Raw genomic sequence first — 22442 nt, forward strand, 5'->3', positions numbered from 1 at the left:
TGACAGCGCCCCCGTGCTTATGGCAGGCTAGCGCTGCGATAAATAAGGAGAAAATGATGACCATTACGCGTATTGATCCAGGACACCGTATGTCGGAAGCCGTGATTCACAACCAGACGGTGTACTACACCAGCGTACCGGAAAACCTTGATGAAGATGCGGAGGCGCAAACTGCCAACGCGCTGGCCGTGATCGATGCCATTCTGACCCGCGTCGGTTCAGACAAAAGCAAAATCCTCGACGCCACGATTTTCCTGGTCGATAAAGCCGATTTCCCGGCGATGAACCGTGCCTGGGATGCCTGGGTATCGCCGGGCAATGCGCCGGTGCGTTGTACCGTGCAGGCCGGCTTGATGAATCCGAAATATAAAGTCGAGATTAAGATCATCGCCGCGTTATAAATACCTTCGGGCGTCAGATGTCCTCGTCGTCGTCTTCAAACCGCGCCCGAATTTGCTCTCCCTGATGACTCTGGCGAATCTCATGTGCCACCTGCGCAATCGCCTGGCCACTCGCCATACCCCCTGCCATCAGTTCCTGAATGCGTTCAACTGCCTGCTGCTGTTGTTCGTGAGATAATGCCGGAAGACCTGAAAACATAAATCGCTCCTGGGAAAAAGGGGACGCATTATTCCATGCGGAACAAACAGGTGCCAGCAACAAAAAAATGTGTCAGGCTAACGTCTTTGTTGCTGTTATCTGATTTGTCTCATGATCGTAAAAACCCTCGCTCTCAATTATACGCCGGATACGCTGACACAGCTGTTTTCTCCCCTCGCTCATCAGCCGTGGGCGATGCTGCTGACCTCGGGTCAGGCCGATCATGCCGATAACCGTTTCGATATTATGACCGCCGACCCGCGCGTCACCCTGATCACCCGGGGGGCGATGACGGAGATCGGCCACCAGCACCACATCCAAACCTCGGCAGATGATCCGCTGCACTTACTTCAGCAGCAGTGCGACGCGCTTGGTGTGCAACCCGCTTTTGATCCTGACCTGCCTTTCCAGGGGGGCGCGCTGGGCTTATTCGGTTATGACCTGGGACGTCGCTTTGAAAACTTGCCGGAACTGGCGCAGCATGACCTGAACACACCGGACATGGCAGTGGGCATTTATGACTGGGCGTTGATCGCTGACCACCAGTTACGCCGCCTGACACTGGTGTCGTTGCATGATGCCGCCGCGCGCTGGCAGTGGTTACAGGCACAGCGCGCCCCGGTACAACAACCTTTTGCGCTGACCAGTGACTGGCAATCCAATCTGAGCTTTGATGACTACGCCCAACGCTTTGCCGTAGTGCAAGCCTACATTCAGGCGGGCGATTGTTACCAGGTCAATCTGGCCCAACGTTTCCAGGCTCGCTATCAGGGCGATGAATGGCAGGCTTTTCAGCATCTGAATCAAACCAATCGCGCCCCGTTTAGCGCCTTCCTGCGTCTGCCGCAGAGTACGATCCTCAGTCTGTCACCTGAACGTTTTCTTTCCTTGCAGCAACAGGTGATCGAAACCCGGCCAATTAAAGGCACGCGTCCACGCATGGCCGATCCTGTCGCCGATCGCCAGCAGGCGGCAGAACTGGCGCATGCCGAGAAAGATCGCGCGGAAAATTTGATGATTGTCGATCTGCTGCGCAATGATATCGGGCGTGTCGCCGAACCGGGCAGCGTCAGCGTGCCGGAACTGTTTGTCGTGGAGCCTTTTCCGGCCGTGCATCATCTGGTGAGTACCGTGCGAGCGCGGCTGCCAGCGCAGCTTGCCGCCACTGACCTGCTCCGCGCCTGTTTCCCTGGTGGTTCTATCACTGGCGCGCCGAAAATTCGCGCCATGGAGATCATTGAGGAACTGGAGCCGCATCGCCGTAATGCCTGGTGCGGCAGCATTGGCTACATCAGCCTGTGTGGCCGAATGGATACCAGCATTACCATCCGCACGCTTATCGCCGAAAATCAGCAATTGTACTGCGCCGCAGGTGGCGGTCTGGTGGCCGACAGCGAAGTCAGCGCGGAGTATCAGGAGACGTTGCATAAAGTGAATCGCATTCTTCCCAGTCTGCGGGAGCGGACCTGATGAACCCTGACCTGACCCTTGAGCAGTTTCTCAGCCGCTTTGTATTGCAACCGCCAATTGCTGCGGCGAAAACGCCGCCTAACGGTCGGCGAGCGGCGGTGCTGGTGCCACTGATTAACGATACAGAACCGGGGCTGTTACTGACGCGCCGTTCCAGTCGCTTACGTAAGCATGCCGGTCAGGTGGCGTTCCCCGGCGGCATGCAGGATGCCAGCGATGATTCGCTCATTTATACCGCCCTGCGCGAGGCGCAGGAGGAAGTCGGCATCCAGCCTGATCAGGTTCAGGTGGTTGGTGTGCTGCCCGCGGTCACCAGCAGCACCGGTTTTGCTGTCACGCCCGTGGTCGGCATCATTCCCGCCGGGTTGCCGTTGGCGATTAACCCTGATGAAGTCGAAAGCGCCTTCGCCATGCCGCTGGCGGAAGCGTTACGCCTTAGTCGCTATAGCGGCCTGACGCTGCGGCGTGGTCATCGTCAGCATCAGGTCTGGCTGTCATGGTATGAAGACTATTTTATCTGGGGGATGACGGCTGGCATTATTCGCGCGCTCGGCCAGCAAATTGCCCTACCGGGTTGATGTACTCTGCACTTGCCATTTCGTCCTGCATCGGTTTTTCCTCCCGCCATGGATAACTATTTCTGTGCTGTATAATTAGTTTATTTCATGCGAAAAGCTGCTCGTGCCAGCGCGCGTGCGATTACTATTAGCCGCATAAAACGGCCTGCGCCGTACAAAAATAGGCTTTGTGAGGAGTGTCACCGGTGATTAGTGTTTTTGACATGTTTAAAGTGGGGATCGGCCCTTCCAGTTCACATACCGTCGGCCCGATGAAAGCGGGCAAACAGTTTGTCGATCTGCTGGCTGAACAGGGTAAGTTACAGGACGTCACGCGGGTTGCGGTGGACGTTTACGGCTCCCTGTCGCTCACCGGTAAAGGTCACCACACCGACATCGCCATCATCATGGGTCTGGCCGGCGCGGCACCGGATACCGTGGATATCGACAGCATCCCCGCCTTTATCCAGGATGTAGAACAACGCGAACGCCTGCTGCTGGCGAACGGTGCCCACGAAGTCGATTTCCCGCGTGAGGGCGGCATGGTGTTTCGCAGCGAAAATCTGTCGTTGCATGAAAATGGCCTGACCCTGTTTGCCTTCGCCGGTGATCTGCTGATCCTGAGCAAAACCTATTACTCCATCGGCGGCGGTTTTATCGTTGATGAAGAACATTTTGGGCAATCGGTACTGGATCAGGTTTCTGTGCCGTTCCCGTTCCATTCGGCCAAAGAGTTGCTTTCTCACTGTCGGGAGAGTGGCCTGTCGCTGTCTGGCCTGGTGTTGAAGAACGAGCTGGCGCTGCACAGCCGCGACGAAATCTATAGCTACTTCGCCAACGTCTGGCAGACCATGCAGGCGTGCATTGATCGCGGCCTGAATACTGAGGGCGTGTTGCCAGGCCCACTGCGTGTGCCACGTCGTGCGGCTTCCCTGCGCCGTTTACTGGTCTCCTCCACCAAACACTCCAATGATCCGATGAACGTGATTGACTGGGTCAATATGTTTGCGTTGGCGGTGAATGAGGAAAATGCCGCCGGTGGCCGCGTGGTCACCGCCCCGACCAACGGTGCGTGCGGCATCGTGCCTGCGGTGCTGGCGTATTACGATCATTTTATTGAAAGCGTCACGCCGGACATTTACATCCGCTATTTCCTTGCCTCCGGGGCCATTGGCATTCTGTATAAAATGAATGCCTCCATTTCCGGTGCGGAAGTCGGCTGTCAGGGGGAAGTGGGTGTCGCCTGCTCAATGGCTGCGGCGGGGTTGGCTGAATTGTTGGGGGCCAGCCCGGAACAAGTGTGCGTAGCTGCCGAAATCGGTATGGAGCACAATCTGGGTCTGACCTGCGATCCGGTCGCTGGACAGGTACAGGTTCCCTGTATTGAACGCAATGCCATTGCCTCGGTAAAAGCCATCAATGCTGCACGTATGGCGCTGCGCCGCACCAGTGAGCCGCGTGTCTCGCTGGATAAGGTGATCGAGACCATGTATGAAACCGGCAAAGATATGAATGCGAAATACCGTGAGACGTCACGCGGTGGTCTGGCCATTAAGGTACAGTGCGACTAACACCCTCCGGCAGTTGCTTTCTTCGGTGTGCAAAAAAACACCGATTGAACAATTTTATGCAACTGCTGCTACCTCCATCCTGCTAAACCAGATAGAGTAATTTACACGCGGCCCTCGTTGGCCGCGTCGTTTTTTCAGTACCGCTTTTTTTCCTGAGCCGTGCTAAACCTGGCCGCCGCTATGCCGATAACCTAGACGTTCTTTGGCTTTATTCTTAGTCTTTGCAAGGTGGTTACTGATGCTCATAGCCCAGCAATTTGTTGGTCAATTTCGCCGTAAGCGATTGCTTATTGCGTTAGTGATCGCCGCGCTGGTTTTAATTTTAACGCTGACTTTTCGTTATATAGAAGAGAAGTCACGTATTGAGCAGCAGTCTCTGGATTTTGCCTCTCGCGCCATCGAACGTTTTGACCGTATGTTTTCTCCGCTGGATGTCTCCGCCAATAACACCCTTGGCCTGGTCGGTGTGCCTTGCCCGCAAGTCCGTTTTCCACTGATTGAAAAAATTGCCGCCCTGCAAACCGTGCGCTCGATTTTGCTGGTGGAGAATGACACGCTCTATTGCTCCAGTATTTACGGGCCGCAAAATATTTCCTTCAGCCAGACCTATCCCCAGCTGGCGATTAATAATGAGCGCATGATGCTCACCACCGACGATTATCTGTTAAAAGGTTCCCCGGTATTGCTGCTGTGGACGCCCAAGTCGCTGGATAATCGGGAAGGGTTATTGCAGGTGATTAATATTGAGTTAATGACCAATTACCTGCTTGAGCCGCAATTGCCCTGGGTTGAACGTGCCATATTCAACGTGGGCGGACAAAGCCTGGAATATGGCAATCCGCTGATTGAACCCACGCTACCGTCAGAAGATGAAGTCGCTTACGATCAGGCATCGCTACGCTACCCCTACACCATCACGCTGTACGGCCCCTCACCGGCGCGTCTGGCGTTGAGCACCATGCCGTCGCAATTGCCGCTGGCGGTGCTGCTCAGTTTATTGATGGGTTATATCGTCTGGCTGGCGACCGCTAACCGCATGAGTCTCAGCTGGCAAATCAGTTATGGCATCACCGCCAATGAGTTTATGGTTTATTGCCAGCCACTGATTAACGCCAAAAGCGGTGAATGTGATGGTATCGAGCTGTTGCTGCGCTGGCACAACCCGCGCCAGGGCTGGATCGCGCCGGATGTGTTTATTCCGCTGGCCGAGCGACAGAACCTGATTGCGCCCCTGACACGCTTCGTCATTGCCAAAGTCGTGGATGAATTGCCGAATCTGCCCCACTGCCCCTCTTTCCATATCGCCATCAACGTCGCCGCCAGCCACTTTCACGATCGGGCGATTGTTGAAGATCTGCAACGTATCTGGTGGCCAGCCAACCCGTTACCCAAGCTGGTCGTGGAGTTAACCGAACGCGATGCGCTCCCGGTGATTGATCAAGCGGTGGTGGCGCAACTGCATGAAATTGGTGTGCGGCTGGCCATTGATGATTTTGGCACCGGGCACAGTTCCCTTGCTTATCTGAAAGATCTCAAACCGGATGTTCTGAAGATCGACAAGATTTTTACCGCCGCGATTGGCACCGATGCCATTAACGCTACCGTGACAGATATGGTGATTTCGCTGGCACAACGTCTGAATATCGCGCTGGTGGCGGAGGGTGTGGAGACGGCTGAACAGGCACATTATCTGCGCGAGCGCGGTGTTGACCATTTGCAGGGCTATTTCTATGCACGTCCGATGCCCATTGAGGATTTCCCTGCCTGGCTGGAGCAACATCAGGCACAACTGAGTGCGTAGCGGCGCGATTTATCGCGCGTATTTTGCACCCGGTAGGTCAAGACAAGCGCGATAAATCGCGCCGCTACACTGAATGAAAAAGTTTGGCACCCGAAGGTGCCAAATTTTTATATTTCTTCATCCTCGTGCGGCTTGTCTTTCGTCACACGCACCAGATCAATGCGGTAATCTGTCGCCTCGATAATCTGGAAATGCAGCGGTGGCAGATCAATCACCTCACCCGGCAGCGGCAACTGCCCTTTCTGGTCAATTAGCAGACCGGCCAGCGAGGCGTGATCATCTTCGGCTTTCACCAGTTCGTGATAGTCCAGCAGCTGTTGCAATGAATGCAGATCGGTGCCGCCCTTCACCAGCCAGCCCTCACCGTCGGCAATAATATCTGGCGTTTCGTCTTCGTCAGGGAACTCACCCGCAATCGCTTCCAGCACGTCCAGTGGGGTGATCAAGCCCTGCACCACACCAAACTCGTTGGTGACGATAACAAAGCTCCCCTTCGCGCGCCGCAGCACGCCCAACAAGTTGATCGGGTCCAGCGTTTCCGGCACCACAATCGCCGGGGTGTTCGCCGCAAAGGTGGCGACATCCATGCCGTGTTCCAACGCTACCAACAGCTCCTTCGCACGCACCACGCCGATAATCTCGTCCAGCTCGCCCCGGCATACCGGGAACAGGCTGTGCGGCGTGTCCAGTAGCTGGATGCGAATCTCATCCAACGGACGCTCCACATCCACCCAGGAGATTTCACCGCGAGGCGTCATAATGCTGCGAATGGAACGTTGTGCCAGCGTCAGCACGCCGTTGATCATATAACGTTCTTCATCTTTAAAGGCTTCCTGCGGCATCGCTTCCACCAGCGCCTGCTCTTCAGACGTCGCCGCCTGCTTACGCTGACGACCGCCCATCAGACGCAGAATCGCTTCGGCGGTGCGCTCACGCATGGGGCGATGAGCCTGATGGCGAATAAAGTTACGGCGGGCGATCTGGTTAAACAATTCGATCAGGATCGAGAAGCCAATTGCCGCATACAGGTAGCCTTTCGGAATATGGAAACCAAAACCTTCTGCCACCAGCGACAAACCGATCATCAGCAGGAAGCTGAGACACAACACCACCACGGTCGGATGCGCGTTAACAAAACGGGTCAACGGTTTTGAGGCCAGCAACATCACGCCCATGGCGATCACTACTGCCGTCATCATCACCGGCAGATGGTTCACCATCCCCACGGCGGTAATCACCGCATCCAGTGAAAACACTGCATCCAGCACCACAATCTGCGTCACTACCGCCCAGAAACTGGCATAGCTGCGGTTGCCCTGGTGCTCCAGATTGCGGTTCTCTAAACGTTCATGCAGCTCCATCGTTGCCTTGAACAACAGGAACAAACCACCCACCAGCAGGATTAAATCGCGCCCGGAAAAGCTGAAATCGCCTACGCTGAATAGGGGTCGCGTTAATGTCACCATCCACGAGATGAGTGACAGCAGGCCCAGTCGCATCACCAGCGCCAGCGACAGGCCGATCAGGCGTGCTTTATCACGCTGTTTAGGCGGCAGTTTGTCAGCGAGGATCGCGATAAAAACCAGGTTATCGATGCCGAGGACAATTTCCAGCACGATCAGCGTCAGCAAACCCGCCCAGATGGAAGGGTCGAAGAGAAATTCCATCAATGGCTCCTTACCGGGAAAAGCTGCGCACGAAAGTCGGCCTGCGCCACAGGGCGAGACAGCAGATCGTTAACGAATGGGGTTACGCCGCAAGGCGTGGATGCATGCGCCAGCAGGCGCTGAGAAGAGGTGAAGCGACGTCGGTGACGGTCCATAAAGGTGAGCTAATGCCCGGTACTCCTGATTAATAAACAGATCGTTAATGTATCAGTTACATCACGGGCGTCAAAAAATTTTCTTACATTTACAAACGGTAACAGTCTGAAAGAAGGAGAGATAAAAGCACGAATTAACACCGCTGCGCTCTGAATTACTGACAAACATCACATAATTTATTTTTTCACTCACTAAAATAAATCGCGACCTTATCGCTGTGTAGCGGAAAGTTTTGGATTTTTAATCGATGTTTTCTTCACCTTCGACCGAAACGATCCACAGGAAACTACAACGGTAATTTTCATCGATTCCCGGCGAAGCCAGAGAATCTCTCATGCGAACGGAGGTAGCAAGTGACCATTGCTATTGTAATTGGTACACATGGCTGGGCGGCAGAACAGCTGCTGAAAACAGCAGAAATGCTGTTGGGTGAGCAGGAAAATGTCGGATGGATTGATTTCGTTCCCGGCGAAAATGCAGAAACGCTAATTGAAAAGTATCAGGCGCGACTGGCGACAATGGACACCTCTAAAGGTGTACTGTTCCTGGTCGACACCTGGGGTGGCAGTCCCTTCAACGCGGCAAGCCGCATCGTGGTAGATAAACCGGACCATGATGTCATTGCTGGGGTCAACATTCCGATGTTAGTCGAGACCCTGATGGGACGTGATGATAATCCCTCACTGGAGGAGTTAATTCACATCGCGGTCGAAGCGGGTCGCGAAGGCGTTAAAGCGCTGAAAACTGAAACGGCTGAGCCTGCACCTGCCGTCCCCGTTGCCAAAGCGGCCCCTCAGCCGCAGAAGCCGCTGGCCCCTGGCGAGCATATGAAGATTGGTCTGGCCCGTATTGATGACCGTCTGATTCATGGTCAGGTCGCCACCCGCTGGACCAAAGAAACCAACGTCACACGCATTATTGTTGTCAGTGATGAAGTCGCCAACGACCACGTCCGTAAAACGTTACTCACCCAGGTGGCACCACCCGGTGTGACGGCGCACGTGGTAGATGTCGATAAAATGATTCGCGTCTGGAATAACCCGAAATATGGTCGCGACCGCGTCATGCTGCTGTTCACCAATCCGACCGATGTCGAGCGGATTGTGGAACAAGGTGTGGACATCAAATCCGTCAATATTGGCGGCATGGCGTTCCGCCAGGGCAAAACTCAGGTTAACAACGCCGTATCCGTCGATGAGAAGGATATTGCCGCGTTCCGCAAACTCAATGACCGTGGTATCGAGCTGGAAGTGCGCAAAGTTTCTAACGACCCGAAACTGAAAATGATGGACCTGATTGCGAAGGTAAATGCGTAATTCGCCATCTGTGCCTGCTTGCGCGGGCGAATATTTCGTGACCTTTGCTTAGGAGAAATGCAATGGAGATAACCTCGCTACAAATCATTTTGATATTTATTGTGGCTTGTATCGCTGGGATGGGATCGATTCTTGATGAGTTCCAGTTCCACCGTCCGTTGGTGGCTTGTACCCTGATCGGTGCCGTGCTGGGTGATATGAAGACCGGTATCATCATCGGCGGTACGCTGGAGATGATCGCCCTGGGTTGGATGAACATCGGTGCAGCAGTGGCACCGGATGCCGCCCTCGCCTCTATCATCTCGACCATTCTGGTTATTGCCGGTGGTCAAAGCGTCGGTGCCGGTATCGCGTTAGCCATCCCGTTGGCAGCGGCCGGTCAGGTATTGACCATTATCGTTCGTACTATCACCGTGGCCTTCCAGCATGCTGCCGATAAAGCAGCAGAGAAAGGCAACCTGTCCGCCATTTCGTGGATACACGTCTCTGCCCTGCTGTTGCAGGCAATGCGTATCGCCATTCCGGCATTGATCGTTGCCATCTCCGTCGGCACCAGCGCGGTTCATACCCTGCTGAGTTCCATCCCGGAAGTGGTCACCAATGGCCTGAATATCGCGGGCGGCATGATCGTCGTCGTCGGTTATGCGATGGTCATCAACATGATGCGCGCGGGCTACCTGATGCCGTTCTTCTACCTCGGCTTCGTCACTGCCGCATTCACCAACTTCAACCTGGTGGCACTGGGCGTGATTGGCGTGGTAATGGCCGTGCTGTATATCCAGTTGGCTCCGAAATATAACCGTGTTGCGGGCGCTGCGGCTGCCGGTCCTGCGCAAAACGACCTCGACAACGAACTCGATTAAGGAACAGGTGACATCATGGTTGATACTACTCAGTCTCAAAAGAAACTCACTCCGGGCGATGTCCGTGGCGTGTTCCTGCGCTCCAACCTGTTCCAGGGTTCGTGGAACTTTGAACGTATGCAGGCGCTGGGCTTCTGCTTCTCGATGGTGCCGGTCATTCGCCGTCTCTATCCGGAAAACAACGATGACCGCAAACAGGCCATCAAACGCCATCTGGAGTTCTTCAACACCCATCCGTTCGTCGCCGCGCCGGTCCTCGGCGTGACAATGGCGATGGAAGAGCAGCGTGCTAATGGCGCCGCGATTGACGATGGTGCCATCAACGGTATCAAAGTCGGTCTGATGGGACCCCTGGCGGGGGTCGGTGACCCGATTTTCTGGGGTACGGTCCGTCCGGTGTTCGCTGCCCTCGGCGCAGGGATCGCCATGAGCGGCAGTCTGCTTGGCCCACTGCTGTTTTTCCTCTTGTTCAACATTGCGCGCTTGCTGACTCGCTACTACGGCGTGGCCTATGGCTACCGCAAAGGGGTAGATATCGTTAGCGATATGGGCGGTGGCTTCCTGCAAAAACTGACCGAGGGGGCGTCAATTCTCGGCCTGTTTGTCATGGGGGCGTTGGTTAACAAGTGGACGCATGTAAATGTGCCATTGGTGGTGTCGCGCATCACTGACCAGACGGGAAAAACGACGGTAACGACCGTTCAGTCGATTCTCGACCAATTGATGCCAGGGCTGATTCCGCTGCTGTTAACCTTTGGTTGTATGTGGCTGTTGCGTCGTAAGGTCAACGCATTGTGGATTATCGTTGGCTTCTTTGCGATTGGTATTTTCGGTTACTGGATCGGCTTACTCGGTCTGTAAAGCTTGCCGGGGGCCATGTGCCCCCGGTTGTTTTACAGGGGTTACCTGAGCGCCAACGCTGAGGTCACTTCTGTTAAGGAATCATCATGTCACTGACTGACGCCCTGATTGCACTGCTTATCGCTGGCCTGTTGCTGTTTGCTATCTACGATGAGGCGATTCTGCCCCGGCGTAACGGCCCCACCAAATTGCGCGTCGCGCTGCGCCGCCGCCATAAAATCGACAGCGCCATCTTTATCGTGTTGTTGTTAATTTTATTGTGGAACAACGTCAGCCATCAGGGGCCGCAGCTCACCACCACCTTACTGATGGTGCTGTGCTTCATGGCATTCTGGCTGTTCTGGCTACGTAGCCCGAAATTGTTGATGAAGAATGACGGCTTGTTTTTCGCCGGTGTCTGGATTGATTATCAGCGCATTCAAAGCATGAACCTGTCCGAAGACGGCATCCTCGTGATGCAACTTGAGCAACGCCGCCTGCTGATTGCGGTGAAACAACTCGACGATTTAGAAAAGATCTACCACACGCTGGTGGATGCGCGTTAATCGCGCTGCCAGAGCGTCAGCGTAAAGTCGGCCTCACATGCAAAGGCGGTGGCCGCCGCCAGGCTTTGCCATACGTCCTCACGCGCACGCCAGGCAAAAGGCGTCATCTGTAATAAGGTGGTGGCCGCGCTACCGCTGAGCGTCATGCCATAACGCAGGTTTTCCTGCGCCACCTGATGAAAGCCCGCATAGGCTTTCTCTTCCGCCATATGCAGCTGCACTTCACGATAGATAAGCGCCTTAAACTGCTCCAGATGGTGGGCACCGGGTGTGACCGTCAGCAAATAGCCACCAGACTTCACCACCCGACTCAGTTCCTCTTCATTGCAGGGCGCATAGATACGCACGATGCCGTCAAGAGACGCGTCGGCGAACGGCAGCCGTTGGCTCGACGCGACGCAAAATTTTACTGCGCGGTAACGTTTCGCCGCCATGCGAATCGCCGCTTTCGCCACATCCAGACCATAAACCTGAGCCTGCGGCACCGCCGCTGCCATTGCCGCCGTGTAATACCCTTCACCACAACCGATATCGAGCAACTGCGTGGCGGTCGCGGGTAAGCGCTGAGACAGCCATGCTGACACGCGATCGCGCAGCGGTTGATAGTAACCGGCATCGAGAAATTCGCGGCGCGCCAGCAGCATTTCCGGGCTGTCACCGGGTTGGCGGGAGCTTTTGTGTTGGACCGGGAGCAGATTGACATACCCTTCTTTCGCCAAATCATACTGATGACCGGCATCGCAGCGGTAGCTGGCGCTTTGCAGCAGAAGTGGCTGATGACAAAGTGGGCAAATCAAAGACATAGATAACTCCGGGTTAGCGATTCGCGGCGCAGTGTACCCTGGTCATCTGTTTACAGAAAGGATAAAGAAAAGCCCCGGTCACAGACCGGGGCTTTAGGATTCGTTTCAGTGGTGCATGACACCGAGCCTGGCGACGAAATCAGATAGCAGTGACGTTGACTGCAGCCGGACCTTTCTGGCCGTCCTGGATTTCGAATTCAACATTTTGGCCTTCGGCCAGAGTTTTAAAACCATTGCCCTGGATTGCAGAGAAGTGTACGAACACATCTTTGCTACCGTCAGCAGGAGTGATAAAACCAAAACCTTTAGACTCGTTGAACCACTTAACCTGACCTTTAATTTTTGCCATTTTTGCAAATTCCTTAGAGTGTTTATTTTGCCCGAGGGCAGACTTACAGAAAAACCAGAGACATTACTGCATGAGGCACTAATTTAAGGTTTCGGCAAGGAAGCGGTATTCAACGTCAACGTCTTTACTCGTAACTTCTTTACTGAAGATGCCATACATAAACAGAACTGTACCTCGTTTGACCCACGAATCGTTATCACATATCCGCAAATTAATGGCAAGCCATTTTTAAACGGTGATCGACTTGCCGCACATAATTGCTGGCGAAGACACAAACTTCGGCTGCCTTCTCACTTCCTCGCGTCACCAAGCCTGCACAAAAAAGGGTTATTGATCAGTAGCGTTACAGCCAAAAATTGTTGTAGTTCAATGGCTGAATTTTGTCCAATATCACGCTATTTAAATCGATAATCATACGCAAAAAATATTGCACAAATATGGCATAGATAATGAATTCCACCAAAATGTTAACGTATGGCGCAACATATGTGCATCGTGCAAATCCTGTACAATCGTTTTTATCAGGTACAGGTTATTAATAGTTTTGCACCAAAATCAGGAAAATATATTCTCCCTTGCCCCAAATATACGCATCCATTTCGTTTGGCAGTTATCTCATTTTTTTCTAACATCAAAACAAATAAATGTTAAAAAAACGCACCAGCAGGCTGGATTTAACAAAAAGGGCTTAGGACAAATCTGAATCGATATTCAGCAGGCTCCGACTTTCCCCTATTCTCCACGGCATAAAGTCGCGACTTGCCTCGTTTGCAGCGCTGAGCGCCTTAGCCAGCACCACCGGGGGTTCATCCAGCGATTCATCGGCCAACTCAAACACGCCCCAGTGGATTGGAATCGTCACCGGGCGGCCAATCTGTTGCCACAATTGTACCGCCTGATCAGGATCCATGTGTTGCCCACGCATGAACCATTTTGGTGCGTAAGCACCTATTGGCAAAGCGGCCAGATTAAAAGGCCCGAGTTTTTCTGCGATCAGACCCAGGTTATCGCTATAACCACTGTCGCCGGCGAACCAAAAATTAAGCGCTGCATGGCGGATCACCCAACCGCACCATAAGGAGCGATTCCGGTCGAAGAAGGTACGCATACTCCAGTGGCGTGCTGGCACCGCGCTAAATTGCACGCTGCCCAGCGCAACACTTTGCCACCAGTCAAGTTCAGTGACATGGCGGACACCACGACGCTGACACCATTTCCCCATCCCCAGTGGCACCAGAAAACGCGCCTCCGGAAATTGTCTGGCGATGCGTTTCACCGTTGGGCGATCCAGATGATCATAATGGTTGTGTGAGATCAGCACATAATCCAGATGCGGCAACTGCGCCACACGTAACGGTGCTGGCGTTTTGCGCTGTGGTCCCGCAAAGGGTAACGGGGATGCGCGCTGCGACAGCGCCGGGTCAATTAACAGATAACGCTGATTCAGGCGAAGTAATAAGGCAGCGTGGCCGAGCCACCAGATACGATCATCTTCACCCTGCAAATCGACTGGCTGGCACCAGTCGTTGATAAAGGCCGGATAACCGGCCCGGGGTGGGAAGGGTAAGCCCTGTTCTTTGCGTTCACGCTGCCAGCGCTGTAAATCCCCCGGTTGCCTTAACTCTTCTTCCGGGTTACGAAAACCCTGCGGCGTATGGTGTTGTTTCGCCGCATCGTACCAGGGGTTTTGCCAGGCCATTACCACTCCATCTGTCGATTAACGCTCCGGAATCAGACGAATAAAATCACGTTTTTCGTCTTCTTCCTCGGTATCTTTCGTTGCTGTGTCCGGCTGTGCATCCGCAAGGCGGCGCAACAGCGCATTCTGCTTTTTCTGCTCTTCCAACAGCGTTTCCAGCAACTGTATCTGCTCGCTGGCGCGCACGCTGGCCCGATTGACAAAGAACCAGGCGATAAAGGCCACAATGATAATGATGGCCAGTACACCGTAGCTGAACAATGGACTGGAATTTGCGGCTAACTCATTCATAACTGCCTCAGATTACTGATTAACGTCAAATACTCACTTAGCGAGTAATTCTACTCTTTGCGGCAGGAAAAGATAATGGGGACGGACTGAATGCAGATTTTCCTGTACATCACCTTTCAGTTATCTCTGATCGACCCAATGAGGCAAGCTGCTACTATAGTGATGGCAGCAGCACCAGGACAGCTGCGTTATGTATCACATGGAGACAAAATGAAACTATTCATCCGGGCGATCGTGGTGATCGCTGTTATCTGGCTGGCGATGTTATTCACGGGCTATGGCGTGTTAACCGGCAGCAATAAAAACGCAGCCGGACTCGGTCTGCAATGTAGCTATCTTACCGCGCGAGGCATGATCACCGCGCAGTATCTGCATACTGATAGCGGCATTGTCGGCGTGACTGACTGCCCGATACTGAAGAAAAGTGGTGAAGTGGTCGATAATTGATTACTGAATAAACGGGCTGGCAACAGCCCGTTTATTACTGACTCAGAAAGGATAATCGTGGTATCCCATCTGCTCTGAGACCGCCCGAGCAGCACGATGCAACATCGCCACGTATTCGTTTTTCCCCTCTTCGGAGAAGCGAATGGTGGGGAATGAGATGCTGAGGCCCGCAATCACCACACCAAACCGATCAAAAACCGGCACGGCAATACAGCGCAATCCCTCTTCCTGTTCCTCGTTATCTTCGCCAAAGCCCTGCTCTTTGACCTGATCGAGCACCTTAAGCAGTGCCTCGGCGCTCACGATGGTGTTGGCGGTGCTGCGACGAAACTCCACTTCGCTGAGAATTTCCTGCACTTCGCTGCGATCGCGCCAGGCCAGCAGCACTTTACCAATCGCGGTGGTATGCAGCGGGTTACGGCGACCAATGCGTGAATACATGCGCAGGTTGTAGAGTGAATCGATTTTATGGATATAAACGATGCTGTCTTCTTCCAGCGCACCAAGATGGATGGTTTCTTTGGTCAGGCGTGACAGTTCACGCATCTGCACATCCGCGCTACGAATCAGATCGACGTTCTGCAAGGCTTTCGCACCCAATTCGAATAACTTCAGCGTCAGCGAATATTTTTCCGTTTCCCCTTCCTGAGCGACATAGCCCAGCGACTTCATGGTTTGCAAGAAGCGATAAACGGTGCTTTTTGACATCATTACGCGCTGAGACAGCTCCGTGATGCCGTGGTCGCGCTCTTCGCCCAGCGCCTGCAAAATACCAAACACCTTCATCACCGATGAAACGGAGTCAGGCTGTTTATCGTTTTCAGCGTTCGCCATCGCGTATCCTTTTTTGAGGTTGTTTCAAAAAAAACGGAACAATCTTGCCAGTATATTCGCTTCAGACCGTCAGCGGCAATCGATAGCACTCAGCGACACATTCCTTGATACTTTTTGTCACCGCATGCGGTGCTTTCCGTTACAGAATTGATTAGCATGATGATATTCACTTCCTTCACTTATTCTCTCTATGTCCGCAAGCTCACTTCAGGATGGTTTACCCGTTCCCCAGCGTTATGGCGCGATTATCACCATCGCGCTGGGTATTATGATGGCGGTGCTGGATGGCGCGATTGCCAATGTCGCCCTGCCCACCATTTCCCGTGAATTACACGCCAGTCCGGCGGAATCAATCTGGATTGTTAACGCCTACCAGATTGCTATCGTGATCTCGTTGCTTTCACTGTCGTTTCTCGGTGATATGCTCGGCTATCGACGTGTTTATCAGGCAGGCCTGGCGCTGTTCATCGCCACGTCGCTGTTCTGCGCGCTCTCTTCATCGCTCAATATGCTGACGCTGGCTCGCGTGTTGCAGGGGTTTGGCGGTGCCGCACTGATGAGCGTGAATACCGCATTGATACGCATTATCTACCCGCAGCGCTTTCTCGGGCGGGGTATGGCGATCAACTCGCTGATTGTCGCGGTCTCCACGGCGGCAGGCCCGACGGTGGCGGCGGCGATTTTGTCTGTCGCCAGCTGGCAATGGCTGTTTCTGATCAACGTCCCGCTTGGCATCATTGCACTGTGGCTGGCCCTGCGTTTCCTGCCGGATAACCAGCAGAAGGCGAAGCAGCAGAAATTTGATGTCGCCAGTGCCATCATGAATGCCCTGTTTTTTGGCTTACTGATCTCCGCACTCAGCGGCTTTGCCCAAGGGCAAAATCACTGGTTGGTACTCGGCGAAGTGGTAGCCCTGCTGCTGGTTGGGGTGGTATTTATTCGCCGTCAGTTAGCGATGCCGGTGCCGCTATTGCCGGTGGATTTACTCCGCATCCCGATTTTTACCCTGTCGCTCTGCACATCAATCTGTTCATTTTGCGCCCAGATGCTGGCCATGGTTTCATTACCCTTCTTTCTGCAAAACGTACTGGGACGTGATGAGGTGGCGACCGGCCTGCTGTTGACCCCGTGGCCGCTGGCAACGATGGTGATGGCCCCGATTGCCGGACGCCTGATTGAAAAAGTCCATGCGGGGCTACTGGGAGGTTTGGGGCTGGCGATGTTTGCCGCCGGATTGTTCCTGCTGGCCTTGTTGCCCGCCCAACCGGGTGACGCCGATATCATCTGGCGTATGATGCTGTGTGGTGCCGGTTTTGGTCTGTTCCAGTCGCCGAACAATCACACCATTATCTCTTCCGCACCGCGCAACCGTAGCGGCGGTGCCAGCGGCATGCTGGGTACGGCACGTCTGCTGGGGCAAAGCAGCGGTGCCGCGTTGGTGGCATTGATGTTTAACCTGTTTAGCGAGAGCGGCACCCACGCTTCGTTGATTCTGGCGGGAGCATTTTCAACTGTCGCCGCGCTGGTCAGTATGGCGCGTATGACGCAGTCGCGTGAGACGGCAGAGTCATAAAACAAAGGGCGCCATCAGGCTAATGCTGGCCACTTAAGCAATCGGTGATGACGCAGTCTGGTGTGTGTTGTCAGAAAGGGCACAATCGTGAAGGCCATCGCCCCTCTGCTGCTGCAAAGGGCTATTCGCAGCGCTGAGGCTTTAACGTTGTGCCAGGAGACTCACGCAGGGATGCGTGAGTCAGTTCGGGGTGGACAGGGATGGACTTCCCCGAACGGTCCGTCGGCACGACGTTGAAGCCGAAGGCACCGCGTCAGCGGCGCGAGGACTGCCCGGCAGCAGCAGAGGGGCGATGGCCCACAGCAGAGCACGCATGAAAAAAAGGCTGCCATTCCTTAAAAAATGGCAGCCTTACCAGAATATGGCCTTAACTGACCAGCATTAGCCGGTTTGGCGGCCTTTTAGTTTCTGCAATTACTTCAGGTAGGCACCGCTACGCAGCGCTTCAATGCGCTTATCCAGCGGCGGATGGGACATAAACAACTCGCTCAGCGACTTACCTTTACCGTTGATGCAGAACGCCATCATGCTGCTCGGCTCCTGCGGCTCATAACTGGTTTTCAGGCGTTGCAACGCGGCAATCATTTTCTCACGCCCTACCAGTTTCGCGGAACCGGCATCAGCATGGAACTCACGATGACGTGAGAACCACATGGTGATGATGCTGGCGAGAATACCGAACACCAGTTCCAGCACGGTTGCGACCGCAAAATAGACCAGCGGATTGCCGTTGCTACTCTCTTCACCATCGCGGTTACCAGACAGAAAGCCGGAAGCCACCTGCGCAATGATACGCGAGATAAAGATGACGAAGGTGTTCACAATCCCCTGAATCAAGGTCATGGTGACCATGTCGCCATTCGCGATATGGCTGATTTCGTGCGCCAGCACCGCTTCCGCTTCATCGCGGCTCATGTTCTGCAACAGCCCGGTTGAGACCGCCACCAGCGACGCATCACGGCGTGCGCCGGTCGCAAAGGCGTTGATATCAGGCGCGTGATAAATCGCCACTTGCGGCATCGCAATGCCAGCCTGCTGTGCCTGGCGGCCAACGGTATCCATCAGCCAGCGTTCCGTCTCGTTGCGCGGTTGTTCAATCACTTCCCCGCCTACCGAGCGCAACGCCATCCATTTAGACATCAGCAGTGAAACAAACGCACCGCCGAAGCCAAACAGACCTGCCATAATCATCAGACCCTGAACACTGCTTGACCGGATTCCTGTCAGACTGAGAATCAGTCCGAAAACCAACATCACCGCCAGGTTGGTGATCAGGAAAAGAGCAATACGCATCATAAACGTTAATCTTCCTCAGTTGTGCACGCACTTATACGCGGATATATATCCTAGGGTCATTACGCAGCATTTCAAGCAACCTTAATGTTTAAGTGTCTAAAAAGACATAACTTTACATTCAGTAACGCCTTATCGCTTTGCAAGCATTCAGACATCTAACCATTAAATTGCAGGCAAAAAAAAGCACCGCATTTCGCGGTGCTTGTGGTCGGTTCTTACGGTTATTTACTGGCCGCCGCTTGCGGCTGGGATTTTTCCAGCTGCGCCAGATCGTTGGCAATTTTCACCGTTTCATCCAGGTACGGATCTGGCTCTTTGTAATCCTTCGGCAGATCGTCAAGGCTCTTCAGCGGTGCTTTGCCTTCAGCCTGATAACGCGCATTGATACGCTCCAGACGCAGTGCATCTTCGTCATGGTTCTCTTTCTCGCGTTGAACCAGATTGAGTGACACGATATTGCGTTTGTCTTTGGTCGCATTGAAGCGCGCAATATCTTTCATGATGTACTGGAACTCGCGGTCTTTCGCAATGCGGTCCTCATGTTCCTTGGTCAGCTGCGGCACCAGCGGAGTGATATCCCCGGTTTTGGTATAGGTCGCCGCGTTGATGCTGTCCCACGGTAAGGCATTGTCTTCGAACTTCTCACCGGTTTCAGCCGCTTCCACGCCCGTCGGCATCAGCAGATCTGGGGTCACCCCTTTACGCTGTGTACTGCCGCCGTTGATACGGTAGAACTTCTGAATGGTGTACTGTACCGAACCCAGTGCAGGCCATTCCGGACGCAACATCTGATCATAGATACGGTTCAGTGAGCGGTACTGCTGCACGGTGCCTTTACCGAAGGTCGGTTCACCGACAATCAGAGCACGGCCATAATCCTGCATGGCCGCCGCGAAGATTTCCGATGCAGAAGCACTGAAGCGATCAACCAGCACCACCAGCGGACCTTTGTAGTAGACAATACCGTCGTTATCGCTGTCTTCACGCACGCGACCATTGTTGTCACGTACCTGCACTACCGGGCCGCTCGGAATAAACAGGCCAGAGAGCGACACCGCTTCAGTCAGCGCCCCGCCGCCGTTGGTACGCAGGTCGATGACGATGCTATCCACATTCTGCTTTTGCAGTTTTTGCAGTTGCACTTTCACGTCATCGGTCAGGCCAACGTAGAAGCCCGGAATATCCAGCACCCCGACTTTCTCGTTGCCAACAGTGTGTACGGTGCCTTTCACCGCGCGATCTTCCAGGCGGATTTTCTCGCGCGTCAGCGTCACAGTACGGGTTTTGGTGCCTTTACCGGCAGGCAGGATCTCAAGGCGCACTTTGCTGCCTTTCGGTCCCTTGATCTTCGCCACGACGTCATCCAGACGCCAGCCGATCACATCTTCCATCGGTTTGCCGGGCTGACCAACGCCAACAATGCGATCGCCAACGCTGATCGATTTGCTCTTGGCTGCCGGACCACCGGCAACCATCGAGTTGATCACCGTGTAATCGTCATCCATCTGCAACACTGCGCCAATGCCTTCCAGCGACAGGCTCATTTCCGTGTTGAACTGCTCGGTATTACGTGGCGACAGATAATTGGTATGCGGATCGATTTCGTGCGCAAAAGCCGTCATTGCCAACTGGAAAACGTCTTCGCTGTTGCTCTGCGCCAGACGACGGATGGCAAAGTTGTAGCGCTTGGTCAACGTTTCACGAATCTCTTTGTCATCTTTGCCTGCCAGCTTCAGGCTCAGCTCATCGTACTTCACCTTGGCATCCCACAGCGCATTCAGCTCATCAGTGCTTTTCGGCCACGGAGACTTGCCACGATCGATATCGATGGTGTCATTTCCAGTGAAATTCATCGGGCGGTTCAGCACGCTTAGCGCGTATTGATAGCGCTCAAAGCGGCGTTTCTGCGCCAGATTGTATAAATCGTAAAAGACATCCAGTTTACCGCTGCGCAGCTCATCACCGAGGGTGGTCTTCTTATCAGCAAACTGCGCGATATCAGAAGCCAACAGCACGTTGTGGCTGTAATCGAGGAGATTCAGGTAGCGATCAAATATTTTCGCCGAAAAATCCTGATTCAGATCGAACTGGCGGTAATGAGAACGGGTAAAACGCGAGGTAACACGTTCACTGACGGTGGGATGCTGTGGTTCTTCATGCAACTGCGGAATCTGGTCAGCGCGGGTAATGTTGTCAGCGCCGAAACTGGGGCCTGCCAGCAGCAGGCCCGCGATCATACCGATCTTTAAAAAATTGTTCATGCCAGGGTCAGCCTCCGTTTCAGAACTGCAAATGTTCTGCGCGCACAATCATTGCCATGCCGGAAGCGAGCTGTACCCGAACGCCATCTTTAGTAATTTCAAGAATGGTTGCGTCCATCGCACTTTTGCCTGCTTTAACTTTAATATTCTGGCCGGGTTGCAAAGTTGAGGTATCAGTGATGGGTTTAGCTCGCGGCGGGCGAGGTGCTGCATTACGTTCAGAAGACGCAGCACGCGGTGCCTGCGGACGCGGTTTGCGCGGCGCATCACCTTCTGCCGCTTTACGCGGTGCGGGTTTACGCGGACGACGCGGTTCGCCCGTCTCTTCGCCGGCTTCACGCTTCTTCGCTTTTTGCTGTTCGCGCTGTGCCTGCACACGTGCTTTCGCTTCTTCCAGCTGTTTGCGCGCATGTTCTACATGTTGCTCATCCAGCACGCCACAGGCGTTACCGTCGAGGTCAACACGAATGGCACCCGCTTTAATACCGTAAAGGTAACGCCAGCTTGAGGTATAAAGACGCAGAGCCGAACGCAGTTGCGTCTTGCTCAGGCCCATATCGCCCTGAACACGCTCGACCAGATCCTGAAAGATACCGATCTTGAGCGGACGCGCTTCACCTTCGGCGCTAAAGCAGTGCGGAAAACGCTCCGCCAGAAAGGCGATGACTTCTTTACTGCTATTCAACTTAGGTTGATTTTCCATGAAATTTCCTGATTACAACGGGTTTGCCGACCAGAGCAGGCATGAACAGGCGACATTATAATGACAACATCGCCAAATGCTATGTGATCCAGTCGATTAGCTGCGCGTCAGTTGAAGAAATTTTTCAATATCGCTGCCCGCCAGCACTTCACAAAGCCCGTCAGTAAGGGCCACCAGCCCCGCTTCATCCTCACTGTCGAAGCGAGAATAAACCGTACTATCGATGTCCAGCACACCGACTAACGTGCCATTCACTTTCAGAGGAATCACGATTTCCGCATTGCTGGCGGCGTCACAGGCGATATGACCGGGGAAAGCGTGCACATCTTCCACGCGCTGCACTTTCTCTTCTGCAATCGCCGTGCCACAAACACCTTTGCCCACAGGAATGCGCACGCAGGCAATTTTGCCCTGAAAAGGACCCAGTACCAGCGTATTCGCTTCAGTCAGCAAGTAAAATCCTGCCCAGTTCACGCCATCCAGGCGTTCAAACAGCAGCGCACTGCAATTACCCAGCGCAGCGAGGAAAGAGGTTTCGCCCGCCAGCAGTGCGCGAGCATCGCGATTTAAATCCTCGTAAAAGGCTTTTTTGTTCATTGTTTAACCATAATCCACGACAGCAGAGCCGCTATGTCACTCAGTTGTTAAAATAAGCACTAATAATCCAGCCTCACAAGGTGAATCATTGTGTTAGTTACTATACCCTTAGCATGCTGTGGATCGAACTTAATACCACCACAGACGTCTCAGTCAGCTCAGGCTGCCTGGCATGCCGGTAA

Annotated in this window: 23 protein-coding genes; 11 read left to right on the forward strand and 12 right to left on the reverse strand. The window is 53.8% G+C overall.

Annotated features, from left to right (window positions below):
• Positions 1-56: 56 nt before the first annotated feature.
• Positions 57-401 carry a RidA family protein gene (locus PAT9B_RS11265; protein WP_013509395.1) on the forward strand — a complete coding sequence of 115 codons (345 nt, stop codon included), beginning with the start codon at positions 57-59 and terminating at the stop codon, positions 399-401.
• 13 nt (positions 402-414) lie between these two features.
• Here PAT9B_RS11265 and PAT9B_RS11270 read toward each other — a convergent pair whose 3' ends face one another.
• Positions 415-600 (reverse strand): YoaH family protein, encoded by a 186-nt coding sequence (locus PAT9B_RS11270; RefSeq protein WP_013509396.1) that lies wholly within the window; start codon positions 598-600, stop codon positions 415-417.
• A gap of 111 nt (positions 601-711) precedes the next feature.
• On the opposite strand from PAT9B_RS11270, the gene pabB reads away from it, so the two are divergent.
• From pabB to PAT9B_RS11290, 4 genes are all read left to right on the forward strand, one after another.
• On the forward strand, positions 712-2070 hold the full coding sequence (gene pabB, locus PAT9B_RS11275; protein WP_013509397.1) for an aminodeoxychorismate synthase component 1: 1359 nt from the start codon (positions 712-714) through the stop codon (positions 2068-2070).
• Positions 2070-2648: a CoA pyrophosphatase gene (locus tag PAT9B_RS11280; RefSeq protein WP_013509398.1), complete on the forward strand. Its 579-nt coding sequence runs from the start codon at positions 2070-2072 to the stop codon at positions 2646-2648. The genes pabB and PAT9B_RS11280 overlap by 1 nt, the downstream gene beginning before the upstream one ends.
• A 185-nt stretch (positions 2649-2833) precedes the next feature.
• Positions 2834-4198 (forward strand): L-serine ammonia-lyase, encoded by a 1365-nt coding sequence (locus PAT9B_RS11285; RefSeq protein WP_013509399.1) that lies wholly within the window; start codon positions 2834-2836, stop codon positions 4196-4198.
• A 238-nt stretch (positions 4199-4436) separates the two neighbouring features.
• Entirely contained in the window at positions 4437-5999 is a 1563-nt protein-coding gene (locus PAT9B_RS11290; RefSeq protein ID WP_013509400.1) for an EAL domain-containing protein, read from the forward strand.
• Positions 6000-6106: 107 nt separating this feature from the next.
• Here PAT9B_RS11290 and PAT9B_RS11295 read toward each other — a convergent pair whose 3' ends face one another.
• Positions 6107-7666 (reverse strand): TerC family protein, encoded by a 1560-nt coding sequence (locus PAT9B_RS11295; protein ID WP_013509401.1) that lies wholly within the window; start codon positions 7664-7666, stop codon positions 6107-6109.
• Positions 7667-8175: 509 nt separating this feature from the next.
• Here PAT9B_RS11295 and manX point away from each other — a divergent pair.
• From manX to PAT9B_RS11320, 4 genes are all read left to right on the forward strand, one after another.
• On the forward strand, positions 8176-9138 hold the full coding sequence (gene manX / locus PAT9B_RS11305) for a PTS mannose transporter subunit IIAB (protein ID WP_013509402.1): 963 nt from the start codon (positions 8176-8178) through the stop codon (positions 9136-9138).
• Positions 9139-9200: 62 nt separating this feature from the next.
• Complete coding sequence (locus tag PAT9B_RS11310) at positions 9201-10001, forward strand: PTS mannose/fructose/sorbose transporter subunit IIC (RefSeq protein WP_013509403.1); 801 nt, start codon at positions 9201-9203, stop codon at positions 9999-10001.
• A gap of 15 nt (positions 10002-10016) precedes the next feature.
• Positions 10017-10862 (forward strand): PTS mannose transporter subunit IID, encoded by an 846-nt coding sequence (locus PAT9B_RS11315; RefSeq protein ID WP_013509404.1) that lies wholly within the window; start codon positions 10017-10019, stop codon positions 10860-10862.
• A gap of 86 nt (positions 10863-10948) precedes the next feature.
• Entirely contained in the window at positions 10949-11407 is a 459-nt protein-coding gene (locus PAT9B_RS11320) for a DUF986 family protein (RefSeq protein WP_013509405.1), read from the forward strand.
• Here the strand turns inward: PAT9B_RS11320 and rlmA are convergent.
• The 5 genes from rlmA to PAT9B_RS11340 all read right to left on the reverse strand — a co-directional run bounded on the left by rlmA (position 11404) and on the right by PAT9B_RS11340 (position 14549).
• Positions 11404-12210 (reverse strand): 23S rRNA (guanine(745)-N(1))-methyltransferase, encoded by an 807-nt coding sequence (gene rlmA, locus PAT9B_RS11325; protein ID WP_013509406.1) that lies wholly within the window; start codon positions 12208-12210, stop codon positions 11404-11406. The two genes, PAT9B_RS11320 and rlmA, sit on opposite strands and share 4 nt — an antisense overlap.
• Before the next feature lie 139 nt (positions 12211-12349).
• Complete coding sequence (gene cspE / locus PAT9B_RS11330; RefSeq protein WP_001062678.1) at positions 12350-12559, reverse strand: transcription antiterminator/RNA stability regulator CspE; 210 nt, start codon at positions 12557-12559, stop codon at positions 12350-12352.
• 78 nt (positions 12560-12637) lie between these two features.
• On the reverse strand, positions 12638-12718 hold the full coding sequence (locus PAT9B_RS30605; protein WP_139810977.1) for a DUF2627 domain-containing protein: 81 nt from the start codon (positions 12716-12718) through the stop codon (positions 12638-12640).
• 529 nt (positions 12719-13247) lie between these two features.
• The gene (locus tag PAT9B_RS11335) at positions 13248-14258 is read right to left on the reverse strand and encodes an MBL fold metallo-hydrolase (protein WP_013509407.1); all 1011 of its coding nucleotides are present in this window, start codon (positions 14256-14258) and stop codon (positions 13248-13250) included.
• 18 nt (positions 14259-14276) lie between these two features.
• Complete coding sequence (locus PAT9B_RS11340; protein WP_013509408.1) at positions 14277-14549, reverse strand: YebO family protein; 273 nt, start codon at positions 14547-14549, stop codon at positions 14277-14279.
• A gap of 210 nt (positions 14550-14759) precedes the next feature.
• Here PAT9B_RS11340 and PAT9B_RS11345 point away from each other — a divergent pair, with 210 nt between their 5' ends.
• The gene (locus PAT9B_RS11345; protein ID WP_013509409.1) at positions 14760-14996 is read left to right on the forward strand and encodes a YobH family protein; all 237 of its coding nucleotides are present in this window, start codon (positions 14760-14762) and stop codon (positions 14994-14996) included.
• Positions 14997-15038: 42 nt separating this feature from the next.
• Here the strand turns inward: PAT9B_RS11345 and kdgR are convergent, their stop codons facing one another.
• Positions 15039-15830, reverse strand: a complete 792-nt coding sequence (gene kdgR, locus PAT9B_RS11350) for a DNA-binding transcriptional regulator KdgR (RefSeq protein ID WP_013509410.1) — start codon at positions 15828-15830, stop codon at positions 15039-15041.
• Positions 15831-16020: 190 nt separating this feature from the next.
• Between kdgR and PAT9B_RS11355 the strand changes: the two genes are divergently transcribed.
• On the forward strand, positions 16021-17403 hold the full coding sequence (locus PAT9B_RS11355) for an MFS transporter (protein WP_013509411.1): 1383 nt from the start codon (positions 16021-16023) through the stop codon (positions 17401-17403).
• 414 nt (positions 17404-17817) lie between these two features.
• Here the strand turns inward: PAT9B_RS11355 and htpX are convergent, their stop codons facing one another.
• The 4 genes from htpX to PAT9B_RS11375 form a co-directional block, all read right to left on the reverse strand.
• On the reverse strand, positions 17818-18699 hold the full coding sequence (gene htpX, locus PAT9B_RS11360; protein WP_013509412.1) for a protease HtpX: 882 nt from the start codon (positions 18697-18699) through the stop codon (positions 17818-17820).
• A 221-nt stretch (positions 18700-18920) separates the two neighbouring features.
• Positions 18921-20960 (reverse strand): carboxy terminal-processing peptidase, encoded by a 2040-nt coding sequence (gene prc, locus PAT9B_RS11365; RefSeq protein WP_013509413.1) that lies wholly within the window; start codon positions 20958-20960, stop codon positions 18921-18923.
• 19 nt (positions 20961-20979) lie between these two features.
• Positions 20980-21663, reverse strand: a complete 684-nt coding sequence (proQ, locus tag PAT9B_RS11370) for an RNA chaperone ProQ (protein WP_013509414.1) — start codon at positions 21661-21663, stop codon at positions 20980-20982.
• 96 nt (positions 21664-21759) lie between these two features.
• Positions 21760-22260 (reverse strand): GAF domain-containing protein, encoded by a 501-nt coding sequence (locus tag PAT9B_RS11375; RefSeq protein ID WP_013509415.1) that lies wholly within the window; start codon positions 22258-22260, stop codon positions 21760-21762.
• Positions 22261-22442: the final 182 nt, after the last annotated feature.

Source organism: Pantoea sp. At-9b (assembly GCF_000175935.2).
Classification (GTDB): Bacteria; Pseudomonadota; Gammaproteobacteria; order Enterobacterales; family Enterobacteriaceae; genus Pantoea.